This window comes from Pseudorhodoferax sp. Leaf274 (assembly GCF_001422445.1).
Classification (GTDB): domain Bacteria; phylum Pseudomonadota; class Gammaproteobacteria; order Burkholderiales; family Burkholderiaceae_C; genus Pseudorhodoferax.
Map to the genome: position 1 here is coordinate 251,162 of NZ_LMNA01000025.1, position 24,123 is coordinate 275,284.

Sequence of the window (24,123 nt, forward strand, 5' to 3'; positions counted from 1 at the left end):
GTCTCGTGTCGGGGCTCAGATGGCCGCCTTGAGGTAGAAGACCGGCGCGCCGCCGGCCGCGTCGGCGGCGTCGAAGTCGAACTGCAGCGGTTCGCGCGCGTCGCGCGCCACGGTCAGCAGGCCGATGCCGGCGCCCTTGCTGCCCTCGGGCGTTTCCTCGCGCAGCGTCTTGCGGTAGGCCTGCTTGATCTCGTCCAGCGTCATGCTGCGCAGCGCCTCGAGCTTGCCGCGCAGCTCCTCGGCGATGCGCGACTCCACCGGGTTGGCGCACAGCAGCAGGAAGCTGCCGTCGCTCTCGCGCCGGATGCAGACCGAGCCGTGGCGCACTTCGCCCTCTCGTTGGGTCGGCGAGGTCAGCGCATCGGCCGAGTAATGCACGATGTTCTGCGCCATCTCGATGAAGCACGAGAACAGCTTGCGCCGCGTGGGCCCGGCCACGCCGGTGACCTCCAGCTGCAGCTTCACGGCATCGGCCATGGCCGCCACGATGTGCTGCGAGAAGTAGCCCATGTAGTAGAAGATGACCTGGTGCTCGCGCGCCAGGTTGAAGAAGGAGCCGTACTTGTCGGCGATGGGGTTCGGTGGCATGGCGGTGCTCAGGCGGAGAAGCTGAAGAAGGTCAGGTCGTCGCGGCGGTGGTGCTCGCCCTGCCAGGCGCCCAGGGCCTGCTGCACCGCGCGGTTGACGGCCACGGGCGTGCGCGCCGGCGCGCCCAGCACGGCCTCGCGCACGCGCTTCTTGCCCAGGGCGATGGCGCGCGGGCCGCCCACCTGGTCGATCAGGCCGTCGGTGGTCACGAACACCAGGCTGCCGGGCTCGAGCACGAGGCTGTGGTTGTGCCAGACGTAGCCGGCCTCGCTGTCCACATAGCCGACGCCCTTGCGCTGGCCCTCGACGAGTTCCACCTCGGCCGCACCGGGGCGCAGCACGAACAGCGCCAGCCGCGCACCGGCGAACACCAGGCGGCGGCTGCCGGGCTCATACCAGAAGAAGGCCGCGTCCATGCCGTCGTCCGAGCCCGGCGTGGCGTCCACGCCGCCCTGCTGGCCCAGGGTCTGCTTGATGCTGCGGTTGACCGCGCCCAGCAGCTGCGCCGGGTCGCGCGGGCCGTGCTGGTCGAGCGCCTGCGTGAGGCTGCTCGAGGCGATCAGCGTCATGAACGCGCCGGGCACGCCATGGCCGGTGCAATCGGCCACCGCGCCGAACCAGCCGCCCTCGCCTTCGCTGAACTGGTAGAAGTCGCCGCCCACCACGTCGCGCGGCTCCCAGACCAGGTCGGCCGAGGGGCAGACCCGCGCCAGCGCCTCGCGCGAGCTGCGCAGCGTGGACTGCTGGATCACGCTCGCGTACTCGATGCTGTGCATGATCTGGCGGTTGCGCGAGGCCTGCATGTCCGCCACCACGCGCATGAGCTGCAGGCCGTTGCCCACGCCGAGGAAGGCGCCGCCGCGCGTGATGATGAAGCCGTCGGACAGTGCCTTCTCGCCGAACTCGACCGCCTTGAAGGTCAGCGTGTCGATGTCCATTGCGGCGTCGACCACCAGCGGCTCCTTGTCCATGAAGGCGATGCAGCTCTTGCGCCCGTACAGCTCCATGCGGAACTGCTTGCTCATCTGGGACAGGAAGATGCTGCGGTTGATGAGGCCGATGGGCCGGCGCCCTTCGACCACCGGCAGGCTGACCAGGTCGCGGTGCCGGTTGAACATCTCCATGACCTTCTCGTTGGTCTCGTCGGTGGTCATGCACGGTACCGTGGCGCAGAGGTCTGCCGCGCTGGGCTGGCGGAATCGGGGGCGGAAATCGGTCAGGTACTCGGCGGCGGCGGACATGGCAAACGCTTCCTCAAATGTGAGGAAATGTTATGAACGCCGCGTGTCATTCAGATGACACAAGCCAAAAAGACACACCGCCTGCGGCGTGGCGGCTACGCCGGGCCGGGTGGCCTGTCGGTGGTGCGGCGGGCCGCATGCCGCTCGGCGTCCCGGTGCGGGGGGCGCGTGTATCGGCCCGTGCGCCGGGCCATGCGCCGCGCGGCGCGCTTGCGCAGCCAGATTGCCACGCCGGTGCCGCTGAGCACGGCCACCGCCAGCCCGGCCAGCAGCAGCACCGTGCGCCAGATCCATCCGCCCACATGGCCCATGTGCAGCGCCCCGAGCCAGTTGCTGACCGTGTTGCCGGGCTGGTCGCCCGTGGGCAGCCAGTGGCCGCGCACGGCGCCGGTCTCGGCGTCGATGAGCAAGGCGGTGTTGCCCACGTCAGGCCGCAGGTCGGCGCTGCTGTGCACCCAGTAGGCGTACAGGCCGCGCGCGGGGTTGTACATCAGCAGTTCCTCGGCGCCGATGCGCAGGCCGCGCTGCGCTGCGAAGGCGGCCATGCGCGCCCGTGCCACGTCCAGCGCGGCGGCCATGTCCAGCGGCGGCTGTGCCAGCGGATGGGCGCGCGCCGGCACGTCGCGGTAGGAGGTGTCGAAGGCCAGCCAGGTGCGCATGACCGGCATGTAGACCGGCTCGCGCAGGTTGAACATCACGCCGGACCAGGCCAGCCCGAACAGCAGCGCCCACAGCCACAGGCCGCCCGCGCGGTGCAGGTCGACGGTGCGCCGGTGGCTGCCGGCACCGCGCTTGAGCGTCCAGGCGCTGCGCCAGCGCGTCCACCACCCGCGCCGGCCGGCGGCGCCGGTCGGCAGGGTCAGCCAGGCGCCGGCCAGGCAGTCCAGCGCCCACAGCAGCGCGACGACGCCCATCAGCCCTTCGCCCCAGGGCGAAGGCAGCGCCAGTGCGCAGTGCACGCGGAACAGGAGCGGCACGATGTGCACCGCATCGAAGCGCAGCGCGCCGTTCAGGCGCCGGCCCTGGATGGCGCCGGTGGCCGGGTCGACGAAGACCTCGTCGTAGTCCAGCACCCGGGGCCGGCCGGTGGCGGGATCGGGCAGCGGCCGCACCGGCATGCGCAGCGTGCGGCCCGGCGTGGCGCGCAGGGCAACCAGCGCAGGTTCGGCATCCGGCGCCAGCTGCCGCGCGACGCGGGCGTGCAGTTCCAACGGATCGCGCAGCGGCGCGACGCCCGAGGCACTGCGGTGCAGCTGCGGCGCCAGCCAGGCCTCCAGCGTGTCGCCGAAGGCCAGCAGGCTGCCGGTCAGGCCGGCGGCCACGAGGAAGAACGCGGTGCACAGGCCCAGCCAGCGGTGCAGGTGCAGCACCGGCCCGCGCAGGCCCTTCACGACGGGATCACCACCGGTAGGTCAGCGTGGCGGCCAGTGCGCGGCGGTAGCCCCACTTGCAGCCATCGGCGAAGTAGCCGCAGGTGGCCACGTAGCGCCGGTCGGTCAGGTTGCTGGCGTTCAGCGCCAGCGTCCAGCGGTCATAGCCGGCGGCCCACTGGCCCAGCTCGAACAGCAGCGCCGCGTCCAGCAGCGTGTAGCCTGGCACGGCGACCGTCTCTTCCTCGTCGCCCCAGGTGCGGCCGACATGGCGCACGCCGGCCGACAGCTTCATGCCCGGCAGCATCTGCCAGCCCAGCCACAGCGAGGCCATCTGCCGCGGCGTGGCGCTGGGGGTGTGGCCCAGGTCCGTGCCGGTGCTGCGCGTGACCTCCACGTCGTTGAAGGTGTAGGCGGCCACGAGGTCGAGCCCGCGCGCCAGCGTGGCCTTGGCCTCCAGCTCGAGCCCGCGCGAGCGCACCTCGCCGCGCTGGACCGAGAAGTCCGGGTTCTGCGGGTCGCCGGTCAGCACGTTCTGGCGCCGCAGGTCGAACACCGCCGCCTGCAGCGCCATGCCCTGCCCCGCGGGCTGCCAGCGCACGCCGGCCTCGGCCTGGCGTGCGGTCTCGGGCCGGAAGGCGCGGTTCTGGGCGTCGGTGCCGACGGTGGGCGAGAACGAGCGCGCCAGGCCCACATAAGGCGCCCAGCCACCATCGGCCAGGTAGACGGCGCCGGCCCGCCAGGTGAAGGCGTGGTCGCGCTGGGCAGCGGTGGTGCCGTCGGCCAGCGTGGTGGTGCTGGTCTGCGAACGGTCCCAGCGCCCGCCCAGCGTGAAGGCCCAGCGCTCGCCGAGCTTGACCTGGTCCTGCAGGTACAGGCCGGTCTGCGTCAGGCGCTGGGAGCGGTCGTCGGCGGGCGCATCGGGCCCGATCGGCAAGGGCTGGCCGTAGACCGGGTTCATGAGGTCCAGCGACGGCATGGCGGCATAGGCCGCCCCGTCGCTGCCGCGAAAGCGCTGGTGGTCCAGCCCGGCCAGCACGGTATGGGACAGCGCGCCCTGGGTGAAGCGCCATTGCAGCTGGTTGTCCAGCGTGAAGCTGTGGATGCGCTCGCGGCCGGCCGAGCCGAAGCGGCGCACCAGCGGGCCGCCGTCATCGTAGCCGGCCTCGTAGATGCTGTTGGCCCGGGTCTCCTGCGCCGTGGCGCGCAGGTTCTGGCGCAGCGTGACGGACTCGTCCAGGCGGTGTTCGAACTGGTAGCCGGCCGAACTGCGCCGCTGGTCGAAGCGGTCAAATCCGGGCTCGCCGACGAAGCGGCGTTCGCTGATGGTGCCGAACGCCGCCGGCGCCAGGGTGCCCACGCGCGGCCACGCCTGGTAGCCCTGGCCGCGCGCATTGCGCTGGTGGTCCGCCAGCAGCGTGAGGCGGGTGTCGGCGTTGGGCTGCCAGGTCAGCGCGGGGGCGACGAAGAGGCGGTCGTCCTCCACGTGGTCGATCTGGGTGGCGCTGTCGCGCGCCAGGGCCGTCAGGCGCCAGCTCCAGGGGCTGTCGGGGCCGAAGCTGCCGCCCAGGTCGGTGGCGGCCTGGCGGCGCTGGTGCGAGCCCAGTTGCAGCTGCACCTCGCGCAGGTCCTCGCGCGTGGGGCGTTTGCTGACCAGGTTGACCGTGCCGCCGGCGTCGCCCTGGCCGTAGAGCACCGAGGACGGGCCGCGCAGCACCTCGACCCGCTCCAGCCCGTACGACTCGATCACGATGCCGCCCTGGCCGTTGAAGGCGAAGTCGCGCAGCCCGTCGCGGAAGGCCGAGCGGCTGCCGGCACTGAAGCCGCGCACGCCGATCACGTCGGCGCGCGGGTCGGGGCCGTTGGCCTCGGTCATCACGCCGGCCGTGTAGCGCAGCGCGTCGCTGACGGACTGCGCGTTCTGCGCGTCCATCTGGGCGCGCGTGACGATGCTGACGGATTGCGGCGTCTCGGCCAGCGGCGTGTCGGTCTTGGTGGCGGTGGCCGTGCGCCGGGCGACGAAACCTGCCGCCGGGCCGGTGGCGCTCTCGCGGTCGGCGAAGGCCTTGACGCGCACCTCGGGCAGCGCGGCGCCGCTGGTCGGTGTCGCCGATGCGGCCGGGGCCGGCGCCGGGGGTGCCGCAGGGGCCGCCTCGGCCGGGGCGCCAGGGCGCACGGTGAAGCTGCCGCTGGCCGTGACGGCCAGCACCAGCCCGCTGCCGGCCAACGCGCGCAGCGCCGCCTCCTGCGCGTCGAAGCTGCCGCGCAGCGCGGGCGCGGCCTTGCCGCGCAGCAAGGCCGGATCGGCCACCACGCCGCGGCCGCTGCGCCGCGCGATCAGCGCCAGCGTGCTGTCGAGCGGGCCGGCGGGGATGTCCCAGGCCTGGGCGGCGCGGGCTGGCGGCGGGCCGGCAGAGGCGTCCTGCGCGAAGGCGCCGGCATGGAGTGCGGCGAGCAGTGCGGCGGATGCGGCGGTGCGCAGCGCGGGCCGGGCGCGCGGACGGGAGAGAGGAGGCATGCGGAGGTTTCCTGCGGTCGGGGTCGGTGGAACAGTGCGGTCTCCAGCACTTGTCCAACGGGCGGGCCGAAACCCCTCATGCGGACAACGCGGATCACGCGGACCACGCGGCTCGCACGGATCCGGCCGATCAGGCCGCGCGTGGCTCGATCAGCGTCACCAGGCTGCCCCACTGGCGCACGCGGATCGGCTGGGTGTCCACCAGGTCCTGCAGCACGCGCTGCGGCCGGTCGAGCGCGAACACGCCGAAGATGCGCAGGCGCGCGGCCTGCGGGTCCACGCGCAGCAGGCCGGCGTGGTAGGGGCGCAGCGCGTCGACCACCTCGCCGAGCGAGAGGTCGCGCGCGTCCAGCAGGCCTTCGGTCCAGGCCGCCTGCGCCGTGGCGTCGACCTGCGCCAGCACGCGCACGCGGGTGGCGTCGAACACCGCGCCCATGCCTTCCTCCAGCGTTTCGGCCGCACCGCTGCGCGGCACCAGGTGCAGCCCCTGGGCCAGTGCGGTCGCGCGGGTGCAGCCGTCCTCCTGGCGCACCAGCAGCCGCGTGCCCCAGGCCTGGACGCGGCCTTGCGCCGTCTGCACGGCGAACGGGCGGCCGGTCGGGTCGTCGGCAACCTGCACCAGGATTTCGCCCGCGCGCAGCAGCACCACCCGTTCGCCGGCCGCGAAATGCATGTCGACGGCGGAACGGGCGTTGAGCGTGAGCTCGCTGCCATCGGGCAGCACGGCGGTGCGGCGCTCGCCGGTGGCGGTGCGCAGCTGCGCGGCCAGGGTCTGCAGCGGTGTGTGGCGGTTGACGAGCGCTGCCGCCGCACAGGCGGCGACGGCGGCCGCCCCGCCGCCCAGCACCGCGCGGCGGCCACGGCGTGACGGCCCGGCCGCCAGCGCCTGCAAGGCCGAGGCGGCCTGCCCCGGCTGCTGCTGCTCGGCCGCGCGGATGCGGGCCAGCGGCGCGGCAAGCAGGCGCTCGGCCGCCTGCAGCCGATCCCAGGCGGCGCGGTGCGCCGCGTCGGCGGCGAGCCAGCGCGCGAACGCACCCTGCATCTGCGCGTCGGCACGGGGCGACTGCAGCCGCACGGCCCAATCGGCGGCGGCGGCCAGCGCGGGATCGGCGGCCAGGCTCACCGGTGCCCCCGCCGGCCTGCGGGCCGCCCCGCCATGCGGGGGCGTGCCGGCGTGAAGCGCCCAGGCCCACGGTTCAAGGGACCACCTGCGCTTCCTGCAGCGCCAGGTGCAGCAGTGCCTGGCGCATGTAGCGCTCGATGGTCGCCAGCGACATGCCCATGTGCCGCGCGATGTCGGGATACGTCAGGCCCTCCAGCCGGCTCAGCAGGAAGGCCTGCCGCACCTTGGGCGGCAGCGCGCCCAGGTGCTGGTCCAGCACCGCCAGCGCCTCGCGTACGGCGGCCAGCGTTTCGGCCGAGCAGGCCATCTCGTCGCTGCAGCTCACGGCCAGGGCCTGCAGGTAGGCCTGCTCCAGCTCGCGCCGGCGCCAGAAGCTGTACAGCACGCGCTGCGCCAAGGTGGTGAGGAAGGCCCGCGGCTCCTCGATGCGCAGGGTCTGCGCCTTGGGCAGGAGGCGCAGGAAGGTGTCGTGCGCGAGGTCGGCGGCCTGGTGCGGGCAACGCAACCGCCGCTGCAGCCACAGGCGCAACCAGCCGTGGTGTTCCACGTACAGCGCGTGCAGCGGATGGGGCGGTTGCGGATTGGACACGGCGGCAATGAATGAGAACTCTTCTTATTCTATGGGCCAGTGCCGGGCGCGCCGCGGAAACAAAAAAGCCGGGCACGCGGCCCGGCTGGGTGGGAGCGGAGCGCCCGTCAGTCCACCAGGCGCAGTTCCACGCGGCGGGCTTCCTGGTCGGAGCCCGAGCCGGTCGAGATTTCGGGCTTGCGCAGCGCGATGCGCGAGGCGTCGATACCGGCGGCGACCAGCGCGGCGCGGACCGACAGTGCGCGCTGCTTGGCCAGCTCGGCGTTGCGGGCGGCGTCGCCGGTCTCGTCGTGGAAGCCCGACAGCACGATCTTGCGCGCCGGCGCGGCGGCCAGCGCCTGGGCCACGGCGGCGATGGCCGGTGCGGCCTCGGCCGGCAGTGCGGATTCACCGGTGCCGAAGTACAGCGTGGCGGCCAGGTCGCCGGCCAGCGGCGCTTCGATCAGCACGATCTCCTCGACGAGCAGCACGGCGGCCGGTGCGACCACCGCGGCGGCGGGCGCCGGCGCCTCGATGCTTTGCAGCTGGCGCACCACCATGGCGCTGACCGTGCTGATGACCACCAGGGCCACGACGCCGAAGGTGATCCACAGACCCACGCGCGTGGTGTCGTCCTTGTCTTCCTGGTACATGCTCAGAGTTCCTCGTCCGGATTGGTTTGCAAACAGCCGGCGATTCTAGACGGACGTGTATTCACCAACTGGCGCCGAACTGGCGCCGCAACCCGTCGATCTGCCCCGCATCCAGCGGCGGGGGCTGCACCAGCAGCCACAGCCGCGCGGTCTCCTCGAGTTCCTCCAGCGTGGCCATGGCCGCGGCCGGGCTGTCGTGCCAGACGTTGGGGCCCAACCGCGCCAGCATCACGGCGCGGATCGGCCGGCCTTGCTGCTGGTAGCGGGCGATGGCATCGGCCACGGCCTCGGCGGCCTCGGGCGCGCCCGGGCGGTGGTAGGCGATGTGCGGCACGCGCCCGACCTTCATGACGAAGTACGGCGTGATCGGCGGCAGCAGCTCGGCGGCCTGCTCGTCGCGCAACGAGCAGGCCACGAGGTGGGTGCTGTGCGTGTGGACGATGCAGCGCGCGGGCTGGGCCGTGGAGGCGCTGGCTCCGTAGATGCGCCGGTGCAGGACGATGGTCTTGCTGGCGCGGTCGCCGCCGGTCTGCCTTCCCTCTTCGTCGAGCCGGGCCAGGCGCGCCGGATCGAGCAAGCCGAGGCAGGCATCGGTCGGCGTGATCAGGTAGCCGTCGGCCAGGCGCACGCTGATGTTGCCGGCCGTGGCGTGCACGTAGCCGCGCGCGAACAGGCTGGCGCCCACGCGCACGATCTCGGTGCGGGCCGTGGCCTCGTCCAGGAAGGCCGTCATCGCCCGGCGAACGCCCTGGTGAAGAAATCCGGCGTGCCGAAGTTGCCCGATTTGAGCGTGATGTGCAGCCCCTGCGGCGCGGCCGGGCTCAGTGCATGGCACCAGGGCACGCCAGGGTCGATCTGCGCGCCGATGCGCATCTGCGCGATCTCCAGGGCCTGCACGCACGCGCCCGAGGTCTCGCCGCCGGCCACGACCAGCTGGCGCACGCCGAGTTCGACCAGGCCGCGCGCGATGCCCGCGATGGTCTGCTCGACCATGGCGCCGGCCTGTTCCACACCCAGGCGGCCCTGGATGGCGCGCACCGCCGCCGGCTCGGCCGAGGAATAGACCAGCACGGGGCCGGCTTGCGCGTTCGCCAGTCGCTCCCTGGCCCAGGCCAGTGCCTCGCCGCGCACGTCGGCACCGTCGGCGATGCGCAGCGGGTCGATGGCCAGCGCGGGCCGGCCCGTGGCGATGAACTCGGCCACCTGGCGGTTGGTCGCGACCGAGCAACTGCCCGAGACCACCGCCTGCAGGCCCCCGGGCGGCGGCAGCGCGGCAGCCTGCGAGTCGGGCGCGATGCCGAAATTGGCCGGCAGGCCGATGGCCACGCCCGAGCCGGCCGTGACCAGCGGCATGCCCTTGAGCGCGGCACCGAGCGCGACGAGGTCGGCGTTGGCCAGCGCGTCGACCACGGCGATGCCCACGCCCTCGGCCTGCAAGGCCGCGAACCGCGCGCGGATCGCGTCCGCCCCCTGTGCCACGGCCTGGTAATCCACCAGGCCGACCTTGTGCCGGGTCTGCGGCTGCAGCACGCGCACGAGGTTGGGGTCGGTCATGGGCGTCAGCGGGTGGTCCTGCATGCCCGACTCGTTGAGCAGCACGTCGCCTGCGAACAGGTAGCCCTTGAACACGGTGCGCTTGTTGTCCGGGAAGGCCGGCGTGGCGACCGTGAAGCCGGTGCCCAGCGCCTGCATCAGCGCGTCGGTCACCGGGCCGATGTTGCCTTGGGGCGTGCTGTCGAAGGTCGAGCAGTACTTGAAGTAGATCTGCCCGGCCCCCTGCTCCTGCAGCCATTGCAGCGCGGCCAGCGACTGGGCCACGGCCTCGGCCGGCGCGATGGTGCGGCTCTTGAGCGCGACCACCACCGCGTCGGCCTGCGCATCGAGCGGCGAGCCGGGCACGCCGATGGTCTGCACCACGCGCATGCCTGCGCGCACGAGGTTGTTGGCCAGGTCGGTGGCGCCCGTGAAGTCGTCGGCGATGCAGCCCAGCAGCAGTGAGGGTTTCATGGTGCGCCGATGGTACTGGCCGGCCCCATCGGCGCCGCCCGGGGAAAGCCCCTGCCCAGCCCTACCCCGCCCGCCGCTGCCCCGCCAGCCGGCGCACCACGGTGGCCAGCTGGTCGATCTCGCCGAAGGTGTTGTAGAACGCCAGCGAGGGCCGCACCGTGGTCTCCACGCCGAAGCGGCGCAGGATGGGCTGGGCGCAGTGGTGGCCGGTGCGCACGGCGATGCCCTCCTCGTTGAGCGCCTTGCCCACCTCTTCGGTGCTGTAGCCGTGGAGCACGAACGACATCACGCTGGCCTTCTCGGCGGCCGTGCCGATCAGGCGCACGCCCGGGATCTCGCGCAGCCGCTCCATGCCGTAGACCAGCAGCTCGTGCTCGTAGCGCGCGATGTTCTCGATGCCGACCCGGTTCACGTAGTCGATGGCCGCGCCCAGGCCCACCGCGTCGGCGATGTTGCCCGTGCCGGCCTCGAACTTGTTCGGGATCGGCTGGAACACGGTCTTCTCGAAGGTCACGTCGGCGATCATGTTGCCGCCGCCCTGCCACGGGGGCATGTCCTCGAGCACCTCGCGCTTGCCCCAGACCACGCCGATGCCGGTGGGCCCGAACACCTTGTGGCCGGAGAACACGAAGAAGTCGGCGCCGATGTCCTGCACGTCCACGCGCATGTGCGAGACCGACTGCGCGCCGTCCACCAGCGCCTTGGCGCCGGCGCGGTGCGCCAGTTCCACGATCTCCTTGACCGGCACCACGGTGCCGAGCGCGTTGGAGACCTGGGTCACGGCGACGATTCTGGTGCGGTCGTTGAGCAGCTTGCGGTATTCGTCCAGCAGCACCTGGCCCGAGTCGTCGACCGGGATCACGCGCAGCTTGGCGCCCTTGGCGGCGGCCAGCTGCTGCCAGGGCACGATGTTGGCGTGGTGCTCCAGGTTGGAGACGATGATCTCGTCGCCCTCGCCCACGTGCTGGCCACCCCAGCTCTTGGCCACCAGGTTGATGGCCTCGGTGGTGCCGCGCACGAAGATGACCTCGTCCACGTCGGGCGCGTTGATGAACTTCTGCACGCGCTGGCGGGCGCCTTCGTAGGCGTCCGTGGCGCGCGCCGCGAGCGCGTGCGCGGCGCGGTGGATGTTGGAGTTCTCGTGTTCGTAGAAGTACGCGATGCGGTCGATCACCGACTGGGGCTTGTGCGTCGTCGCCGCGTTGTCGAACCACACCAGTTGCCGGCCGTTGACACGTTCCTGCAGGATGGGGAAGTCGCGCCGCACGGCGTTGACGTCAAACGCCGGATGGCGGCCCGCATCGGCCTGCGGCACCGCACCGTGGGGTGCGGGCTTGGCTGGCGTCACGTAGCCGCTGGGCAGCACGACGGCATCGACGAAGTAGAACTTCGGCTCGGTGGACGGCGTGGTCTGCGGCGTGGCGGTGCCTGCCACCGGGGCGGTGGCTCGCGGCGCGCTGGGCGCTGCGAACGGTGCGCGGGCCAGGCCGTCCAGCGGGTCGGCCGAGGGCCTGGCATCCGCGCCCACGCCGCCGGCCGAAGGCACGCCATGGCCGGGGCTCAGGAAGTAGAACGGCGCAGCGCCGCTGGCCGGGTGCGTTGCGGCCTGCTGGGCGCTGGCGCCCGAGGCCTCGGGCACACCGAGCACGGCGCCGCCCAGGCGGGGCTCATAGGCCGGCAGCGCGCTGAAGACGGTGTCGGGCACCCCGTTGCCGGCCTGCGCATGCGGCAGCAAGGCCGGTGCGCGGTGCCCCAACGATGCCAGCGGCGTGGGCGAAGCCGGCAGCAGATTCACGCCGGGAATGATGCCCTGCGGAATCGGCGTGCCGGGCACCGACGGGCCGAAGCCCGCCGGGCTCACCAGCGGCGAACCGGGTGGCGCGATGTTCACGGGCGCCTGCACGCCGGCCGGCACGCCCGCCGAACCCAGCGCAGGCAGGGACGATGGGGGCGTGCCCGGCAGGGCTGCGAACAAGGCGTTGGCCATGCGCGCGAGCACCGCGGGATCGATCGGCGCCTCCGGCCCCACACCCTGGGACGGCAGAGAAGCAATGGTCATGAAACGCTACCCGTTCACTTGTAAGTGTCGAGCACGGAGTAGTCGTGGTAGCGGTTGATCTCCACGTCGTCCAGCACCGCGAGCGCGTCGGGCGTCAGAACCGCCAGCGAGCAGTACTGCGAGATCAGGTAGGAGGCGATGGCGTGGTTGTTGATGCCCATGAAGCGCACCGACAGGCCGGGGCCCTGCTCGCCGGGCAGACCGGGCTGGAACAGGCCGACCACGCCCTGGCGCTTGTCGCCCACGCGCAGCAGGATGATCTTGCTCTTGCCGTCGGCCACGGGCACCTTGTCCGAGGGGATCAGCGGCACACCGCGCCAGGTGATGAACTGCGAGCCGAACAGGCTCACAGTGGGCGGCGGCGTGCCGCGGCGCGTGGCTTCGCGGCCGAAGGCGGCGATCGTCAGCGGGTGCGCCAGGAAGAAGGCCGGCTCTTTCCAGACCTTGGTCAGCAACTCGTCCAGGTCGTCGGGCGTGGGCGCGCCGCTCAAGGGAAAGATACGCTGCTCGTCCGTCACCTGGGCCAGCAGGCCATAGTCCGGGTTGTTGATGAGCTCGCTCTCCTGGTTCTCCTTGATCGTCTCGATCGTCAGGCGCAGCTGCTCCTTGATCTGGTCGTGCGGGCTGCTGTACAGGTCGGAGATGCGCGTGTGCACGTCCAGCACGGTGCTGACCGCGTTCAGGAAGTACTCGCGCGGGTGCTCTTCGTAATCGACCCAGGTGCGCGGCAGCTGGTTCTCGGATTCCTTGGCCGTGCAGGTGACCTTGATGGCCTCGGGGTTCTTGACCTTGTTCAGGCGGTAGATGCCCGCCTCCACGGGCACCCACTGCAGCAGGTGCGTGAGCCAGCGGGGCGTGATCGTCGCCAGCTGGGGAACGGTCTTGGTGGCGTTGGCAAGTTGGCGTGCGGCGCCATCGCCCAGGGCGGTGGTGCCGCCTACGGTTGCAGTCATTCAAACTCCAGAGGTGTACACGGGAAGACGGCGGCCAGTGTCCGGCGCACCGCCGGCGGCCTCAACCGCCTATAGCCGCCAAGGCAGCCAGGGCCTCGTGGTGCGCACGCCGCACCGAGGCCACCTGCTCGCCGCGCGCCAGCAGCGAGGCGGGCGCCAGCTGCAGCGCCACGGCCAGCTTCTGCACGGTGAGGATGGACACGATCACGCGCCCGCGCTCGATCTCGCCCACGTAGCTGCGGTTCAGGTCCGACAGCGCGGCCAGGTGTTCCTGCGACCAGCCGCGCTGCTCGCGCAGCTGGCGCACGGCAATGCCGAAATGCTCGACCAGGGTGCTCATGGGGGTGCCTTCGCCCTCGGCTGCGGAGCAGGCGCCTTCGGGCGGCGGGGTGGCGCGCATGGCTCAGCGCGGCAGCGGTGCGTTCTGCAGGCTGGCCTGGGTCACGCTGGCGCCGCGCGGCACGTCTTCGGTGATCCAGACATTGCCGCCGACCACGGCGCCCGCGCCGATGGTCACGCGCCCGAGGATGGTGGCACCGGCGTAGATCACCACGTCGTCCTCGACCAGGGGATGGCGCGGCAAGCCCTTCTTGAGCTTGCCGTCGCCATCGGTCGGGAAGCGCTTGGCGCCCAGCGTCACGGCCTGGTAGATGCGCACGCGCTGGCCGATCACGGCCGTCTCGCCGATCACGACGCCGGTGCCATGGTCGATGAAGAAGCCCGCGCCGATGCTGGCGCCCGGGTGCAGGTCGATGCCGGTCTGCCCATGGGCCAACTCGGCGATGATGCGCGCCAGCAGCGGCAGGCCCAGTCCGTACAGGGTGTGGGCCAGCCGGTGGTGGATGATGGACAGCACGCCCGGGTAGCACAGCAGCACCTCGTCCACGCTGCCGGCGGCCGGGTCGCCCTGGAAGGCGGCCAGCACGTCGCTGTCGAGCAGGCGGCGCGTGGCCGGCAGGCTGGCGGCGAAGGCGTTGACGGCCTCCAGCGCGCGCTGCGCGGTCTGCTCGGCCGGCAACGGCGCGTGGCGGTGCGCGTAGTTCAGTTCCAGCCGCGCCTGCTGCAGCAAGGCATGCAGCGCGGTGTCCAGCTCATGGGCGACGTAGTAGTCCTCGCTCTCCACGCGCAGGTCCGGCGGGCCCAGCCGCATCGGGAACAGCACGCCCTTGAGGCCTTCGACCACGCGCGCCAGCGCATCGCGCGACGGGAACTCGCGCCCGCCGGGCTCGCGCGAGCGTTTCTGCGCCGCGCGCCATTCGTCGCGCACGCCATGCAGGGCGCGCACGACCTCTGCGACTTCGAACTGGGCCATTGTTTTCCTTGTTGTTGTGGTGGCGGACTGTGGTGGTGAAGGGCCGGTCAGTCCTGTACCCAGGGCAGGCCGTGGAAGCGCCAGCCGTCGCCATGGCCGCGCTGGCCGTTGGCGTCGATCTCGCCCTCGAAGCCTTCGAGCACGTTGTAGACGTGGGTGAAGCCAGCCTTGGCCGCGGCATCGGCGGCCAGGGCCGAGCGCTTGCCGCTGCGGCACAGCAGCAGTACCACGGCTTCCTTGCCGCCGGCCTTGGACAGCCTGGCTTCCAGCTCGCGCACGAAGCGCGGGTTGCGCGTGAGCGCCGTGCCGGTGGCCCAGGCCACGTGCTGGCTGCCGGGCACCTGGCCGACGAACTTGAGTTCCTCGGCCGAGCGCACATCGACCAGTTGCACGGCGCCGTCCTGCAGCAGCTTCCAGGCCTGTGGCGGGGTCACGCCGCCGGCATAGGCCAGTCCCTGCTCCGCGGCTTGCGCGCGGGCGTGTTCGAGGGCGGCGGGCAAGACGATTTCAGCGAGATCGGACGACATCGGGGCTCCTGGGGAAACGGGCATTGCGAGATGGGGTGAAACGAATGTAGGGGCCGCGCGCCGCAGGGCAAACGACTGTTTTTTCGTTTCCTAAGAACCCCAATGCATAAGCGATGGCCGCACGAAAAAAGGCCGCACGCCGGCCCCCGTTGGGAAACCTGCGTGCGGCCTTTTCCTGCGGTTGCGCCGCGCGGCCGAGGCTCAGACCGCGGCCAGCGCCTGCTCCAGGTCGGCCTTCAGGTCGTCGATGTGCTCGATGCCCACCGACAGGCGCACCGTCTCCTCGGTCACGCCGGTCTTGGCCAGTTCCTCGGGCGACAGCTGGCGGTGCGTGGTGGACGCCGGGTGCGTGGCCAGCGAGCGCACGTCGCCGATGTTGACGAGCCGGGTGAACAGGCCGAGCGCGTCCAGGAAACGCGCGCCCGCCTCGCGGCCGCCCCCGTGGCCCTGGACGCCGAAGGTCAGGATGCCCGAACCCGTGCCGCGCAGGTACTTGCGGGCCAGTGCATGTTCAGGGTGGTCCTCCAGCCCGGCGTAGTTGACCCAGCTGACCTTGGCATGCCCCTGCAGATGCTGGGCGATGGCCAGCGTGTTGGCCGTGATGCGGTCCATGCGCAGCGCCAGCGTCTCGATGCCCTGCAGGATCAGGAAGGCGTTGAACGGCGAGATCGCCGCGCCCGTGTTGCGCAGCGGCACCACGCGCGCGCGGCCGATGTAGGCCGCCGGGCCCAGGGCCTCGGTGTAGACCACGCCGTGGTAGCTCACGTCGGGCTCGTTCAGGCGCTTGAAGCGCGCCTTGTGCTGGGCCCAGGGGAACTTGCCGGAATCGACGATGGCCCCGCCGATGCTGTTGCCGTGGCCGCCCAGGTACTTGGTCAGCGAGTGCACGACGATGTCGGCGCCGTGCTCGATGGGCCGGCTCAGGTAGGGCGAAGGCACGGTGTTGTCGACGATCAGCGGCACGCCGTGGCGGTGCGCGATGGCGGCAATGGTGGCGATGTCGGTCACGTTGCCGGCGGGGTTGCCCAGCGACTCGACGAACACGGCCTTGGTCCGGTCGTCGAACAGCTTGTCGAAACTGGCCGGGTCGCGGTGGTCGGCGAAGCGCGTGGTGATGCCGAACTGCGGCAGCGTGTGCGCGAACAGGTTGTAGGTGCCGCCATACAGCGCGGTGCTGCTGATGATGTTGTCGCCTGCCTCGGCGATGGTCTGGATGGCGTAGGTCACCGCGGCCTGGCCCGAGGCCAGCGCCAGCGCGGCGATGCCGCCTTCGAGCGCCGCGACGCGCTGCTCCAGCACGTCCTGCGTCGGGTTCATGATGCGGGTGTAGATGTTGCCCGGCACCTTGAGGTCGAACAGGTCGGCGCCGTGCTGCGCGCTGTCGAAGGCGTAGGCAGCCGTTTGGTAGATCGGCGGCACCACGGCGCGCGTGGTCGGGTCCGGCGAGTAGCCGGCGTGCACCGACAGGGTCTCGAATTTCCAGTCTTTGGACATGTGTCTCCTTGGGATGATTTCAGTCTCTGATGGCGCAACGCGCCGTCTGCAGGATACGGAACCGGCATGCACGCCCTGGTTCCGAAGGCCGCGGAGCAGGCCATGCCAGCGGCCGCCGCGGAACTGGCTCTGCCAGGCCGCTGGCGGCGCCCCCTGGGGGGTATGGGACTTCTACACGCAGTGATAAGTCCAGACGGGGGGATATCAATTCACGTCGGGCTCGACGAACTCGAGCCGGTTGCCCGCCGGATCGTGCACGAAAAATCGCAGGTAGCCCGGCAGCGGCTGGTGCTCCTCGAGCGGGAAGGCCGCGTCGAGCAGGCGCTTGCGCAGCTGCGGCAGGCCCTGGACCTCGAACGACAGCGGTGTGAACCCGGGCGCCGCTGCGGCCGCCTGTTCGGTGGCGACCAGGTCCACGCGCTGGCCGCGCGCGGCGAAGCGCAGCACCTGGTCCGGCGGATGCGGCATCTGCGTGAGGCCCAGCAGCTCGCCATAGAAGTGCGCGACCGCGCCGGCCAGCGCCGGTGGATACGGCAGCTGCACGCGGTTGATGGCCTGGATGTCCATGGCCGCGCTCACCACGAGTGCGCCAGGGCCGGCACGGCCGGGCGCAGCGCCGCCAGCGCGGCAGCGCGCAGCCGGGCACGGCGTGGCACGTAGCCATGGGGCGCGCGGCGCGCCAGGGCCTGCGCCGAGCGCGGCGCCAGCTGCCAGGCGCTGGCGGTCACGTCCAGCACGCGCGCGGCCCAGTCTGCGGGGGTGGAGGATGGGTCGGATGGAAAGGTCACGGCAAGGACCATGGAAACAACTCCTGCAAGGGACGGCGGCCACGCAGGCCACCGTGAAGGTCGGGCGGATTGTGTGCAGCCGCCCGCCGCAAGGGAACGAACCAATCGTTAGAACCTTATGCGTGTAGCGCTGGCGACACCGCCCCGCACGGCGGGCCCACAAGAATCGGCGCGCGAACACCGCTTTCGCCCCTCAACGATGCGCGCCGCAGGCCCGGCGCGCCGCACCGGAGACCGCATGCCCCTTCACGTCCTTCCCGTCCCTGCTGCCCCTCACGGCGGCCGCCGGCGCCGCGCGCTCTGCGCCGCCACCCTTGCCCTGCCGCTGGCCTTCGCGGCCGGCCTCGCACCCGCCGGCGCGGCCGCGCAGTCCGACCGCCCGTACAAGCTGCTGGTGCCCTACGCGCCCGGCGGCGTGACCGACCAGCTCGCGCGCCTGGTGGCCGGCAGCATGGCCACGCAACTGGGCCAGCCGGTGGTGGTGGACAACAAGCCGGGCGCCAACACCATCATCGCGGTCGACGCGCTGATGCGCGAGCCGGCCGATGGCCACACGCTGCTGATGGGCGCGGGCTCCACCATGGTGCTGAACCCGCTGCTGATCAAGAAGCTCTCCTACCAGCCCCGGCGCGACCTGCGCATGCTGTCGGTGGTGGTCGACACGCCCATGGTCATGGTCGTGCCCGCCGCCCTGCCGCCCAACAACGTGGCCGAGTTCCGCCGCTATGTGCAGGCCAACCCGGACAAGGTCAACTACGCCTCGGTCGGCGTGGGCGGCTCGCTGCACCTGGCGGGCGAGCTGTTCGCGCAGAAGGCCGGCGTGGCGATGACGCACGTGGCCTACAAGGGCAGCGTGCCGGCCGTGACCGACCTGATCGGCGGTCAGGTGCAGCTGATGTTCGACGCGCCGGCCACCAGCCTGCCGCAGGTCAAGGCCGGCAAGCTCAAGGCCCTGGCCGTGACCACGCGCGAACGCATGCCGCTGCTGCCCGACGTGCCCACGGTGGGCGAGACGCTGCCTGGCTTCGACGCTGCGCTGTGGTTCGGCGTGATCGTGCGCGAGGGCACGCCGCCGGCCGTGGCCGCGCGGCTCAAGGCCGCGGTGGACCAGGCCCTGCTCGATCCGGCGCTGCGCCAGGCCATGGAAGCCCAGGGCAACATCGTGCGCAAGCCGCAGCCGCAGGAGGAGATCAATGCCTTCCTCGCCCGCGAGGAAGCGCAGTGGGCCGCGTTGATCAAGGCCGGCAACATCAGCCTCGACTGAGCATCTGCCTGTTTCGCAGGCACCGTGTCGCAGGCCGCGCCAGGCAAGGGTTTGCGGAGAATCCCCTGCCCTTGTCCACAGCCTTGCCCACGGTAAACCGGGACAAGCAGGCGTGCTGGAAACATGCCCAGAAACACCGACCAGAAACGAAAAAACCGCCCGAAGGCGGTTGTCTCGATGCGAAGGCGCAAGCGCCCTGGCGATCAGTAGTTGCTGCGGCCGCCGCCGTAGCCGCCACCACCGCCACCGCCGTAGCCGCCGCGGCCACCACCGCCGCCGCCGAAGCCACGGCTACCGCCGCCTTCTTCACGCGGGCGTGCTTCGTTGACGGTCAGCGCACGGCCATCGGCCATGGCGCCGTTCAGGCCATTGATGGCGGCCTGTGCTTCTGCTGCAGAGCCCATCTCTACGAAGCCGAAGCCCTTGGAGCGGCCGCTGTCGCGGTCTTGCATGACTTGTGCGGACTTGACTTCGCCGTAGGCGGCGAAGTTTTCGCGCAGGGAGTCGTTGGTGATGCTGTAGGCCAGATTGCCGACGTAGATGCGTGTGCTCATGATGTTTCCTTGAGTGTTAGGGGGTTAGCGTCTGAATTGCGGGCGGGCCGGAGCACCGCCTGCGCGAGGTTCGAGGTGCCGGAAGGTGATCCGGCCCTTGTTGAGGTCGTAGGGCGAAAGTTCGAGGGAGACGTTGTCGCCCGCAAGGATGCGGATGCGGTGCTTGCGCATCTTTCCGCCGGTGTAGGCCACGAGCGTGTGGCCGTTTTCCAGCACGACGCGAAAACGGGAATCGGGCAGGACTTCGGCAACCTTGCCGCGCATCTCGATCAGTTCTTCCTTGCTCATTCGGCTCCTTGGGTGCAAAGGGGAAGGACACCCGATGCACCGAAGCGCGGGCGGATGTAGTCGATGCCCTCGGCCAGGGCTTGGCGACGGGCGGTCTCCGGCGTGCGGAAGCAGCCGATGAGGCGCAGCACGCGGTCGTGGGTGCCGCTGCCGCGGCCGCTCCTGATCGACACGGAGGCGTTGTAGCCACCGCCTTCGGCAATGCGGATCAGGGGCGAAATGAGGTACTTGCCGACCGTGAGGTTGGCGCTTGAAACAATGGACATGAAGGGCGTTCCAGCCGGCACGGCCACAACGCGGTGGGAGACCCGGCGATGAAGCCGGAGCGGTGATGCTCGCCGTGAGAGGATTCGACGACCGCGAAGTACCGGCGGGGCCGGTCATGAAGGCGTGGCGCGGGCCCCAGTGGGGGCGCGTGCATGTCAGACGACAGCTGCCGTGTAGGAGAGCAAGTCACGGCAGGCCCGCGAGTGTAACCTCTTTGGCCTTTCGTGCCGAATCCCACGGTCGAAAGGGTCAAATAAGGTGCAGGTGTGGTTCAGGCACCACCGGCCAGGTCCACGCTGACCTGCATCTCGACCACCTGCATGTCGGCATAGTTCGAGAGGAAGGCCACGTCGGCCGCATCGCGTCCATAGGCCATCACCACGCGGCCGCCGCGCGGCGTGGCCTGCGTGGCGTCGAAGGTGTACCAGCGCCCGCCCACGAAGGCCTCGAACCAGGCATGCAGGTCCATCGGGTCGAGCTGGTACAGGTAGCCGACGACGATGCGGGCCGGAATGCGCAGGCTGCGGCACAGCGCCGCGCCGATGTGGGCGAAGTCGCGGCACACGCCGGCCTTGGCCTGCATGGTGTCCAGTGCGTCGGTGCTTTCCTCGCTCACGCCGTAGCGGTACTCGTGGTTCTCGTGGATCCACCGGCGGATCGTCTCGACCTGGGCATAGCCCGGCGCGACACCGGCCACGATCTCGCGGGCACGCGATTCGAGCTTGTCCGACGGGCAATATCGGCTTTGCAGCAGGTAGACCAGCACGTCGTCGGGCAGCAGGTCGATGGGCGTGTGCCCGGCCTCGGGTTCCACGGCGAGATGTTCGTCGACCTCGACCTGCGACTGCACGTCCAGCGTGGTGCGGCCCGGGGGCACGGTGAAACGCTGGCACACGTTGCCGAAGGCGTCCTCGTACTCGCGCGGCCGGGCCCAGGGGGCGATGTCGTAGCGTTCCGAGACCACCCACTGGGCGGCTCCGCTGCGCGGGCGCAGCATGGCCACGACCGGGCAGGCATGGGGGCATTCGACGGTGATGGTGGCGCGGGTGTTGAGCAGCATCCGCGCAAGTTATCCAGGCGCGTGGCGCGGCGCTGTCGGCGGCCAGCGCCAGATGGCGCGCCGCCAGTCCTACACGCCGAGGATCAGCCGCCCTGGCGCCCCTGGCCGCTCAGCCGCTGGCGCGCCCGCTGCAGCAGGCCCATCGGCGCGGGCGCGGGCGGAGCCTTGGCCTTGCGGGGTGGCGTGGGCGAAATGTCGACGCAGGTCTCGGCCGCCAGTTGCGCATGCAGCGCGTCGCCGCGTTTCAGGGCGGCGAAGCGGCGCTCCGGCACCACGTCGGCCTGCACGTGCTGGCGCAGCGCGCCCGACTTGAGCAGCTTGCGCAGCGCCTGGTCGAGCGCCTCCCGCTCGGGCGCGGTCTCGACGTACACCAGCAAGAGGTTCAAGGTGCCGCTCTCCGGGTTCTCGCCCAGGATGAATGCGCGCTGCACCGATCCGCGGAACTTCGCCTGCAGCATCGCGCGCAGCGGCTCGGCCGCCGCGAACGACTTGAGCGCGATGCGGCGCAGCTCGGGATAGAACACGAAGCCGGCATTGGCGCAGAAGGCCTCGGGCTGCCCTTCCCTGGCATCGCCGCGCAGCAGCACGCCGTTGTCCAGCAGTTGTGCGATGGCCTGCTCGACGGTCGGCATGTCGAGCTTGCACAGCTTGGCCAAGTCCGCGGCGGCGAATGGCCGGGCTGGCTCGGCCAGCACCGGCTTGAGGATTTGCTGCAAGGCGGGAGAGAGAAGGAAGTCGGCGGCACCCATCGGCCTATTCTTTCCCATCCGTGGCCCATCGCCCGCCCGTCCGTGCCTATCCCTTTACTGATCAGCCCATGCCTGGGCCGCACGGAACGATGCGGTGCCGTCCGACCGACAGGCGCTCGTGGCGGTGGTATTCATGGCGGCACTGTTTTCTAGCCCCCGCAAGCCCAACCCCTGGAGTCCAACGACATGAAGCTCGCGCGTTCCGTCCTCGTCTTTGCCAGTCTGGCCGGTGGCCTGGTGTGTGGCCCGGCCTCTGCCAACGAGCCTTCCGAGACCACGCTGTCGGCGGCGGCCCGTGCCAAGACCAGCGCCAGCTGCCGCACCGGCGACAGCGGCTTCTTCCGCGACCAGGGCCTGGGCATGAAGCTGGCCAGCAAGCTCAAGTTCAGGAAGAAGCTGCTCAGCGAGCAGATCGACGCGCGCGTGAGCAACGGCATCGCCACGCTGTCCGGTGGCGTCTCCAGCCAGCAGCACATCGTGCTGGCCCTCAACATCGCGTCGGACGTCGAGGGCATCCATTGCATCAACAATTTCCTGCGCGTGGGGCCGCCCCAACCGGCCCCCGACGCGCTGCGCTGACAGCAGGCCTCAGCCGCCGTCGATGTCCTTGAGCATGGCCGTGCTGATGCTGGCCAGTTGCTTGTCGGTCATGGCCGAGAAGATGCCCTGCCAGGCGCTGCTGGACGTGCTGTAGCTGCGCGTGCCGACCGGCGTGCGGCCCGGGCCCACGTAGAAGGTGGCGTCCGCGTTCACGTAGGCGTTGCCCGTCATCGCGCCCAGGCCGTAGCGCGCGCCGGTGCTCAGGTAGCGGTAGTCCTTGACCTGCACCACGACCAGGGTGCTGCCGGCCGGCGTGGTCTGGGGCTCGGCCTCGAGATACTGGAACTGCTTGCCGGCGGTCCTGGCGGCCTCGGCCATGGCATCGCGCCAGGCGCCGCGCAGCGCCTGCCAGTCCGAAGACCTGGCGATCTCGGGGCTGGCCGCGCGCACCACGAGCGCCACGCTGGCCTGGGCCCGCGCGGGCACCTGCAAGGCATTGGCAGCCGTGCCGGGCCGTTCGACGTTGGCGGCGCAACCTGCCAGAGCACCGGCCAGGGCCGCGCACAGGGCCAGCGCCGGCAGGCGCAGCCAGGAGGAAGACGATGGGTAGGAGGATGGATCGGGCGTGTTCATGCGGGCCACTCTAGCGGCCCACCCTGCATGCCCTTGTCGGACGCGGCCTGAACCTGCCGCTCACTTCACCTGCTGGACCGTCTCGCCGGCCAGCAGGCCATGGTCGCGGATGTTCGCCCCGCGCCGGCGCCAGCCGCGCCAGCTGCGCAGCGGGTGGCCCAGCGAGATCATGTAGTAGATGGCCTTGAACATGCGCAGTGCGCCCCACAGCGGCGTCTTGCCGTAGATGTCGCCGGCCAGCAACGACATCAGGGCCTCCTTCACGCGGAAGGGGTTGGCCGGGTACATGAACATCTCGCGGATGGTCGGGTTGGTCACGCGGTAGATGAACCACGAATACTCGCGCGGGCCCTTGCGCATCATGGCCTCGAAGGCGCGGCAGGCGGCCGGGTATTCGGCCGGCGCGTCCAGCGCCTTGGCCACGAGCCCGGCGCCGTCGAAGGCGCTGTGCATGGCCAGGTAGACGCCCGACGAGAACATCGGGTCGATGAAGGTGAAGGCATCGCCCAGAAGCACGTAGCGCGGGCCGGTGGCATGCGTGCTGCTGTACGAGAAGTTGCCGGTGGCGTGCACGGCGCCGTCGACCAGGGTCGCGTCCTTGAGCCGGTCGGCCAGCTCCGGGCACAGCGCGATGGTCTCGCGGAAGTATTGCTCCAGCGTCTTGGCGCCGCGCGCCTTGAGGTAGTAGGCCCAGCAGACCGCGCCCACGCTGGTGGTGCCGTCGGCCAGCGGGATGAACCAGAACCAGCCGTGCGGGAACCAGCAGATGCTGATGTTGCCCTCGCGCTTGCCTTCGAGCCGGCGCACGTTGCGGAAGTGGCCGAACAAGGCCGTGCTGTTGTGCGCCGTGTTCTTCTTCTTGCTGCGCAGCTGGTTGGCCAGCAGCGTGTCGCGGCCGCTGGCATCGACCACGTAGCGCGCGCGGAACTGCCGGCGCGTGCCGTCGGCCAGCTGGGCCTGGGCGCTGGCGCCGTCGGCATCGAAGTCCACGCTGCGCACATGGCAGCGCTCCAGCGTGCGCGCGCCGCAGGCCGCCGCGTTGCGGAACAGCACCTCGTCCAGCTCCGAGCGGCGCACCTGCCAGGCGAACGGCATGTCCTTGTTGAAGGCGTCGGCGAAATCGACATAGCTGCAGTGCGCGTGCTCGGGCGAGACGAACTCGATGCCGTACTTGGGCATGCCGATGCGCTCGACCTCGGCGCGCACGCCGAGCTGGTCGAACAGCTGCACGTTGGCCGGCAGCAGCGATTCGCCGATATGAAAGCGCGGATGCTGCTCCTTGTCGACCAGCAGCACGTCGCGGCCCTGGCGCGCCAGCAGCGCGGCGACCGTGGAGCCGGCCGGTCCGCCGCCGATCACCAGCACGTCGCAGGCATCGGTCGGCTCGGGAGTGGAAACAGAAGGTGACAACGGCATCGCGGCGGTGGCTGCAAGTGGCGACAGGAGGGAGCGGGATCATAAGATAGCCACCCGGGGCTCCCGCCCGGCGCCCGGACCTGCCGGGCGCCGCACCCCGGTGGCTATACTTCCGGCCCGCCGCAGGGTTGCCGCAGGGCCGGCGCCAAGC

26 protein-coding genes are annotated in these 24,123 nt (G+C 71.1%); 2 read left to right on the plus strand and 24 right to left on the minus strand.

What is annotated here, in order from left to right:
- Positions 1-15: 15 nt before the first annotated feature.
- The 17 genes from ASF44_RS20195 to ASF44_RS20275 form a co-directional block, all read right to left on the minus strand.
- Complete coding sequence (locus ASF44_RS20195) at positions 16-588, minus strand: SiaB family protein kinase (protein ID WP_056901036.1); 573 nt, start codon at positions 586-588, stop codon at positions 16-18.
- 8 nt (positions 589-596) lie between these two features.
- Positions 597-1,829, minus strand: coding sequence for a SpoIIE family protein phosphatase (locus tag ASF44_RS20200; RefSeq protein ID WP_056901037.1), 1,233 nt, complete (start codon positions 1,827-1,829; stop codon positions 597-599).
- A gap of 95 nt (positions 1,830-1,924) precedes the next feature.
- Positions 1,925-3,220 carry a PepSY domain-containing protein gene (locus ASF44_RS20205; protein WP_082524925.1) on the minus strand — a complete coding sequence of 432 codons (1,296 nt, stop codon included), beginning with the start codon at positions 3,218-3,220 and terminating at the stop codon, positions 1,925-1,927.
- A gap of 7 nt (positions 3,221-3,227) precedes the next feature.
- Positions 3,228-5,717 (minus strand): TonB-dependent siderophore receptor, encoded by a 2,490-nt coding sequence (locus ASF44_RS20210; protein ID WP_056901038.1) that lies wholly within the window; start codon positions 5,715-5,717, stop codon positions 3,228-3,230.
- Positions 5,718-5,847: 130 nt separating this feature from the next.
- Positions 5,848-6,840 carry a FecR family protein gene (locus ASF44_RS20215; protein ID WP_056901039.1) on the minus strand — a complete coding sequence of 331 codons (993 nt, stop codon included), beginning with the start codon at positions 6,838-6,840 and terminating at the stop codon, positions 5,848-5,850.
- 73 nt (positions 6,841-6,913) lie between these two features.
- The gene (locus ASF44_RS20220; RefSeq protein WP_056901040.1) at positions 6,914-7,429 is read right to left on the minus strand and encodes a sigma-70 family RNA polymerase sigma factor; all 516 of its coding nucleotides are present in this window, start codon (positions 7,427-7,429) and stop codon (positions 6,914-6,916) included.
- A gap of 107 nt (positions 7,430-7,536) precedes the next feature.
- Positions 7,537-8,061 carry an OmpA family protein gene (locus ASF44_RS20225; RefSeq protein ID WP_056901041.1) on the minus strand — a complete coding sequence of 175 codons (525 nt, stop codon included), beginning with the start codon at positions 8,059-8,061 and terminating at the stop codon, positions 7,537-7,539.
- 61 nt (positions 8,062-8,122) lie between these two features.
- Entirely contained in the window at positions 8,123-8,782 is a 660-nt protein-coding gene (locus tag ASF44_RS20230; protein ID WP_056901137.1) for an aldolase, read from the minus strand.
- 8 nt (positions 8,783-8,790) lie between these two features.
- Complete coding sequence (gene otnK, locus ASF44_RS20235; RefSeq protein WP_056901042.1) at positions 8,791-10,068, minus strand: 3-oxo-tetronate kinase; 1,278 nt, start codon at positions 10,066-10,068, stop codon at positions 8,791-8,793.
- A 61-nt stretch (positions 10,069-10,129) separates the two neighbouring features.
- Positions 10,130-12,127 (minus strand): family 2A encapsulin nanocompartment cargo protein cysteine desulfurase, encoded by a 1,998-nt coding sequence (locus ASF44_RS20240; RefSeq protein ID WP_082524926.1) that lies wholly within the window; start codon positions 12,125-12,127, stop codon positions 10,130-10,132.
- A gap of 14 nt (positions 12,128-12,141) precedes the next feature.
- Positions 12,142-13,080 (minus strand): family 2A encapsulin nanocompartment shell protein, encoded by a 939-nt coding sequence (locus ASF44_RS20245; RefSeq protein ID WP_056901043.1) that lies wholly within the window; start codon positions 13,078-13,080, stop codon positions 12,142-12,144.
- 61 nt (positions 13,081-13,141) lie between these two features.
- Positions 13,142-13,420: a helix-turn-helix domain-containing protein gene (locus ASF44_RS20250; RefSeq protein ID WP_056901139.1), complete on the minus strand. Its 279-nt coding sequence runs from the start codon at positions 13,418-13,420 to the stop codon at positions 13,142-13,144.
- A gap of 63 nt (positions 13,421-13,483) precedes the next feature.
- Entirely contained in the window at positions 13,484-14,392 is a 909-nt protein-coding gene (gene epsC / locus ASF44_RS20255) for a serine O-acetyltransferase EpsC (RefSeq protein ID WP_056901044.1), read from the minus strand.
- Positions 14,393-14,439: 47 nt separating this feature from the next.
- Positions 14,440-14,919, minus strand: coding sequence for a rhodanese-like domain-containing protein (locus tag ASF44_RS20260; protein ID WP_056901045.1), 480 nt, complete (start codon positions 14,917-14,919; stop codon positions 14,440-14,442).
- 201 nt (positions 14,920-15,120) lie between these two features.
- Positions 15,121-16,413, minus strand: coding sequence for an O-acetylhomoserine aminocarboxypropyltransferase/cysteine synthase family protein (locus tag ASF44_RS20265; RefSeq protein ID WP_056901046.1), 1,293 nt, complete (start codon positions 16,411-16,413; stop codon positions 15,121-15,123).
- Positions 16,414-16,617: 204 nt separating this feature from the next.
- Complete coding sequence (locus ASF44_RS20270) at positions 16,618-16,980, minus strand: hypothetical protein (protein WP_056901140.1); 363 nt, start codon at positions 16,978-16,980, stop codon at positions 16,618-16,620.
- A gap of 8 nt (positions 16,981-16,988) precedes the next feature.
- Positions 16,989-17,213 carry a hypothetical protein gene (locus ASF44_RS20275; protein WP_056901047.1) on the minus strand — a complete coding sequence of 75 codons (225 nt, stop codon included), beginning with the start codon at positions 17,211-17,213 and terminating at the stop codon, positions 16,989-16,991.
- Positions 17,214-17,439: 226 nt separating this feature from the next.
- Here ASF44_RS20275 and ASF44_RS20280 point away from each other — a divergent pair, with 226 nt between their 5' ends.
- The gene (locus ASF44_RS20280) at positions 17,440-18,465 is read left to right on the plus strand and encodes a tripartite tricarboxylate transporter substrate binding protein (RefSeq protein ID WP_162243851.1); all 1,026 of its coding nucleotides are present in this window, start codon (positions 17,440-17,442) and stop codon (positions 18,463-18,465) included.
- 203 nt (positions 18,466-18,668) lie between these two features.
- On the opposite strand, the gene ASF44_RS20285 is transcribed toward ASF44_RS20280, so the two are convergent.
- From ASF44_RS20285 to ASF44_RS20305, 5 genes are all read right to left on the minus strand, one after another.
- Positions 18,669-19,019, minus strand: a complete 351-nt coding sequence (locus ASF44_RS20285; RefSeq protein ID WP_200930633.1) for an RNA-binding protein — start codon at positions 19,017-19,019, stop codon at positions 18,669-18,671.
- A 24-nt stretch (positions 19,020-19,043) separates the two neighbouring features.
- The gene (gene infA, locus ASF44_RS20290; protein WP_056901050.1) at positions 19,044-19,307 is read right to left on the minus strand and encodes a translation initiation factor IF-1; all 264 of its coding nucleotides are present in this window, start codon (positions 19,305-19,307) and stop codon (positions 19,044-19,046) included.
- Positions 19,304-19,573: a hypothetical protein gene (locus ASF44_RS20295; protein ID WP_056901051.1), complete on the minus strand. Its 270-nt coding sequence runs from the start codon at positions 19,571-19,573 to the stop codon at positions 19,304-19,306. The genes infA and ASF44_RS20295 overlap by 4 nt, the downstream gene beginning before the upstream one ends.
- Positions 19,574-19,845: 272 nt before the next feature.
- On the minus strand, positions 19,846-20,634 hold the full coding sequence (locus ASF44_RS20300; protein ID WP_056901052.1) for a transglutaminase family protein: 789 nt from the start codon (positions 20,632-20,634) through the stop codon (positions 19,846-19,848).
- An 83-nt stretch (positions 20,635-20,717) separates the two neighbouring features.
- Positions 20,718-21,383 carry a hypothetical protein gene (locus ASF44_RS20305; RefSeq protein ID WP_056901053.1) on the minus strand — a complete coding sequence of 222 codons (666 nt, stop codon included), beginning with the start codon at positions 21,381-21,383 and terminating at the stop codon, positions 20,718-20,720.
- Positions 21,384-21,569: 186 nt separating this feature from the next.
- On the opposite strand from ASF44_RS20305, the gene ASF44_RS20310 reads away from it, so the two are divergent.
- A complete protein-coding gene (locus tag ASF44_RS20310) occupies positions 21,570-21,962 on the plus strand; it encodes a BON domain-containing protein (RefSeq protein WP_056901054.1) in 393 nt (130 codons plus the stop codon).
- A gap of 9 nt (positions 21,963-21,971) precedes the next feature.
- Here ASF44_RS20310 and ASF44_RS20315 read toward each other — a convergent pair whose 3' ends face one another.
- Positions 21,972-22,556, minus strand: a complete 585-nt coding sequence (locus tag ASF44_RS20315; protein ID WP_056901055.1) for a DUF4410 domain-containing protein — start codon at positions 22,554-22,556, stop codon at positions 21,972-21,974.
- A 60-nt stretch (positions 22,557-22,616) separates the two neighbouring features.
- Entirely contained in the window at positions 22,617-23,972 is a 1,356-nt protein-coding gene (locus tag ASF44_RS20320) for an NAD(P)/FAD-dependent oxidoreductase (RefSeq protein WP_156374611.1), read from the minus strand.
- Positions 23,973-24,123: the final 151 nt, after the last annotated feature.

What these genes read in the sequence shown, in the direction of transcription:
- ASF44_RS20195 (WP_056901036.1), bottom strand. Translation starts at nt 588, where the DNA reads ATGCCACCGAACCCCATCGCCGACAAGTACGGCTCCTTCTTCAACCTG.
- ASF44_RS20200 (WP_056901037.1), bottom strand. Translation starts at nt 1,829, where the DNA reads ATGTCCGCCGCCGCCGAGTACCTGACCGATTTCCGCCCCCGATTCCGC.
- ASF44_RS20210 (WP_056901038.1), bottom strand. Translation starts at nt 5,717, where the DNA reads ATGCCTCCTCTCTCCCGTCCGCGCGCCCGGCCCGCGCTGCGCACCGCC.
- ASF44_RS20225 (WP_056901041.1), bottom strand. Translation starts at nt 8,061, where the DNA reads ATGTACCAGGAAGACAAGGACGACACCACGCGCGTGGGTCTGTGGATC.
- otnK (WP_056901042.1), bottom strand. Translation starts at nt 10,068, where the DNA reads ATGAAACCCTCACTGCTGCTGGGCTGCATCGCCGACGACTTCACGGGC.
- ASF44_RS20240 (WP_082524926.1), bottom strand. Translation starts at nt 12,127, where the DNA reads ATGACCATTGCTTCTCTGCCGTCCCAGGGTGTGGGGCCGGAGGCGCCG.
- ASF44_RS20245 (WP_056901043.1), bottom strand. Translation starts at nt 13,080, where the DNA reads ATGACTGCAACCGTAGGCGGCACCACCGCCCTGGGCGATGGCGCCGCA.
- ASF44_RS20250 (WP_056901139.1), bottom strand. Translation starts at nt 13,420, where the DNA reads ATGAGCACCCTGGTCGAGCATTTCGGCATTGCCGTGCGCCAGCTGCGC.
- epsC (WP_056901044.1), bottom strand. Translation starts at nt 14,392, where the DNA reads ATGGCCCAGTTCGAAGTCGCAGAGGTCGTGCGCGCCCTGCATGGCGTG.
- ASF44_RS20260 (WP_056901045.1), bottom strand. Translation starts at nt 14,919, where the DNA reads ATGTCGTCCGATCTCGCTGAAATCGTCTTGCCCGCCGCCCTCGAACAC.
- ASF44_RS20265 (WP_056901046.1), bottom strand. Translation starts at nt 16,413, where the DNA reads ATGTCCAAAGACTGGAAATTCGAGACCCTGTCGGTGCACGCCGGCTAC.
- ASF44_RS20270 (WP_056901140.1), bottom strand. Translation starts at nt 16,980, where the DNA reads ATGGACATCCAGGCCATCAACCGCGTGCAGCTGCCGTATCCACCGGCG.
- ASF44_RS20275 (WP_056901047.1), bottom strand. Translation starts at nt 17,213, where the DNA reads ATGGTCCTTGCCGTGACCTTTCCATCCGACCCATCCTCCACCCCCGCA.
- ASF44_RS20280 (WP_162243851.1), top strand. Translation starts at nt 17,440, where the DNA reads ATGCCCCTTCACGTCCTTCCCGTCCCTGCTGCCCCTCACGGCGGCCGC.
- ASF44_RS20285 (WP_200930633.1), bottom strand. Translation starts at nt 19,019, where the DNA reads ATGAGCACACGCATCTACGTCGGCAATCTGGCCTACAGCATCACCAAC.
- infA (WP_056901050.1), bottom strand. Translation starts at nt 19,307, where the DNA reads ATGAGCAAGGAAGAACTGATCGAGATGCGCGGCAAGGTTGCCGAAGTC.
- ASF44_RS20295 (WP_056901051.1), bottom strand. Translation starts at nt 19,573, where the DNA reads ATGTCCATTGTTTCAAGCGCCAACCTCACGGTCGGCAAGTACCTCATT.
- ASF44_RS20300 (WP_056901052.1), bottom strand. Translation starts at nt 20,634, where the DNA reads ATGCTGCTCAACACCCGCGCCACCATCACCGTCGAATGCCCCCATGCC.
- ASF44_RS20305 (WP_056901053.1), bottom strand. Translation starts at nt 21,383, where the DNA reads ATGGGTGCCGCCGACTTCCTTCTCTCTCCCGCCTTGCAGCAAATCCTC.
- ASF44_RS20310 (WP_056901054.1), top strand. Translation starts at nt 21,570, where the DNA reads ATGAAGCTCGCGCGTTCCGTCCTCGTCTTTGCCAGTCTGGCCGGTGGC.
- ASF44_RS20315 (WP_056901055.1), bottom strand. Translation starts at nt 22,556, where the DNA reads ATGAACACGCCCGATCCATCCTCCTACCCATCGTCTTCCTCCTGGCTG.
- ASF44_RS20320 (WP_156374611.1), bottom strand. Translation starts at nt 23,972, where the DNA reads ATGCCGTTGTCACCTTCTGTTTCCACTCCCGAGCCGACCGATGCCTGC.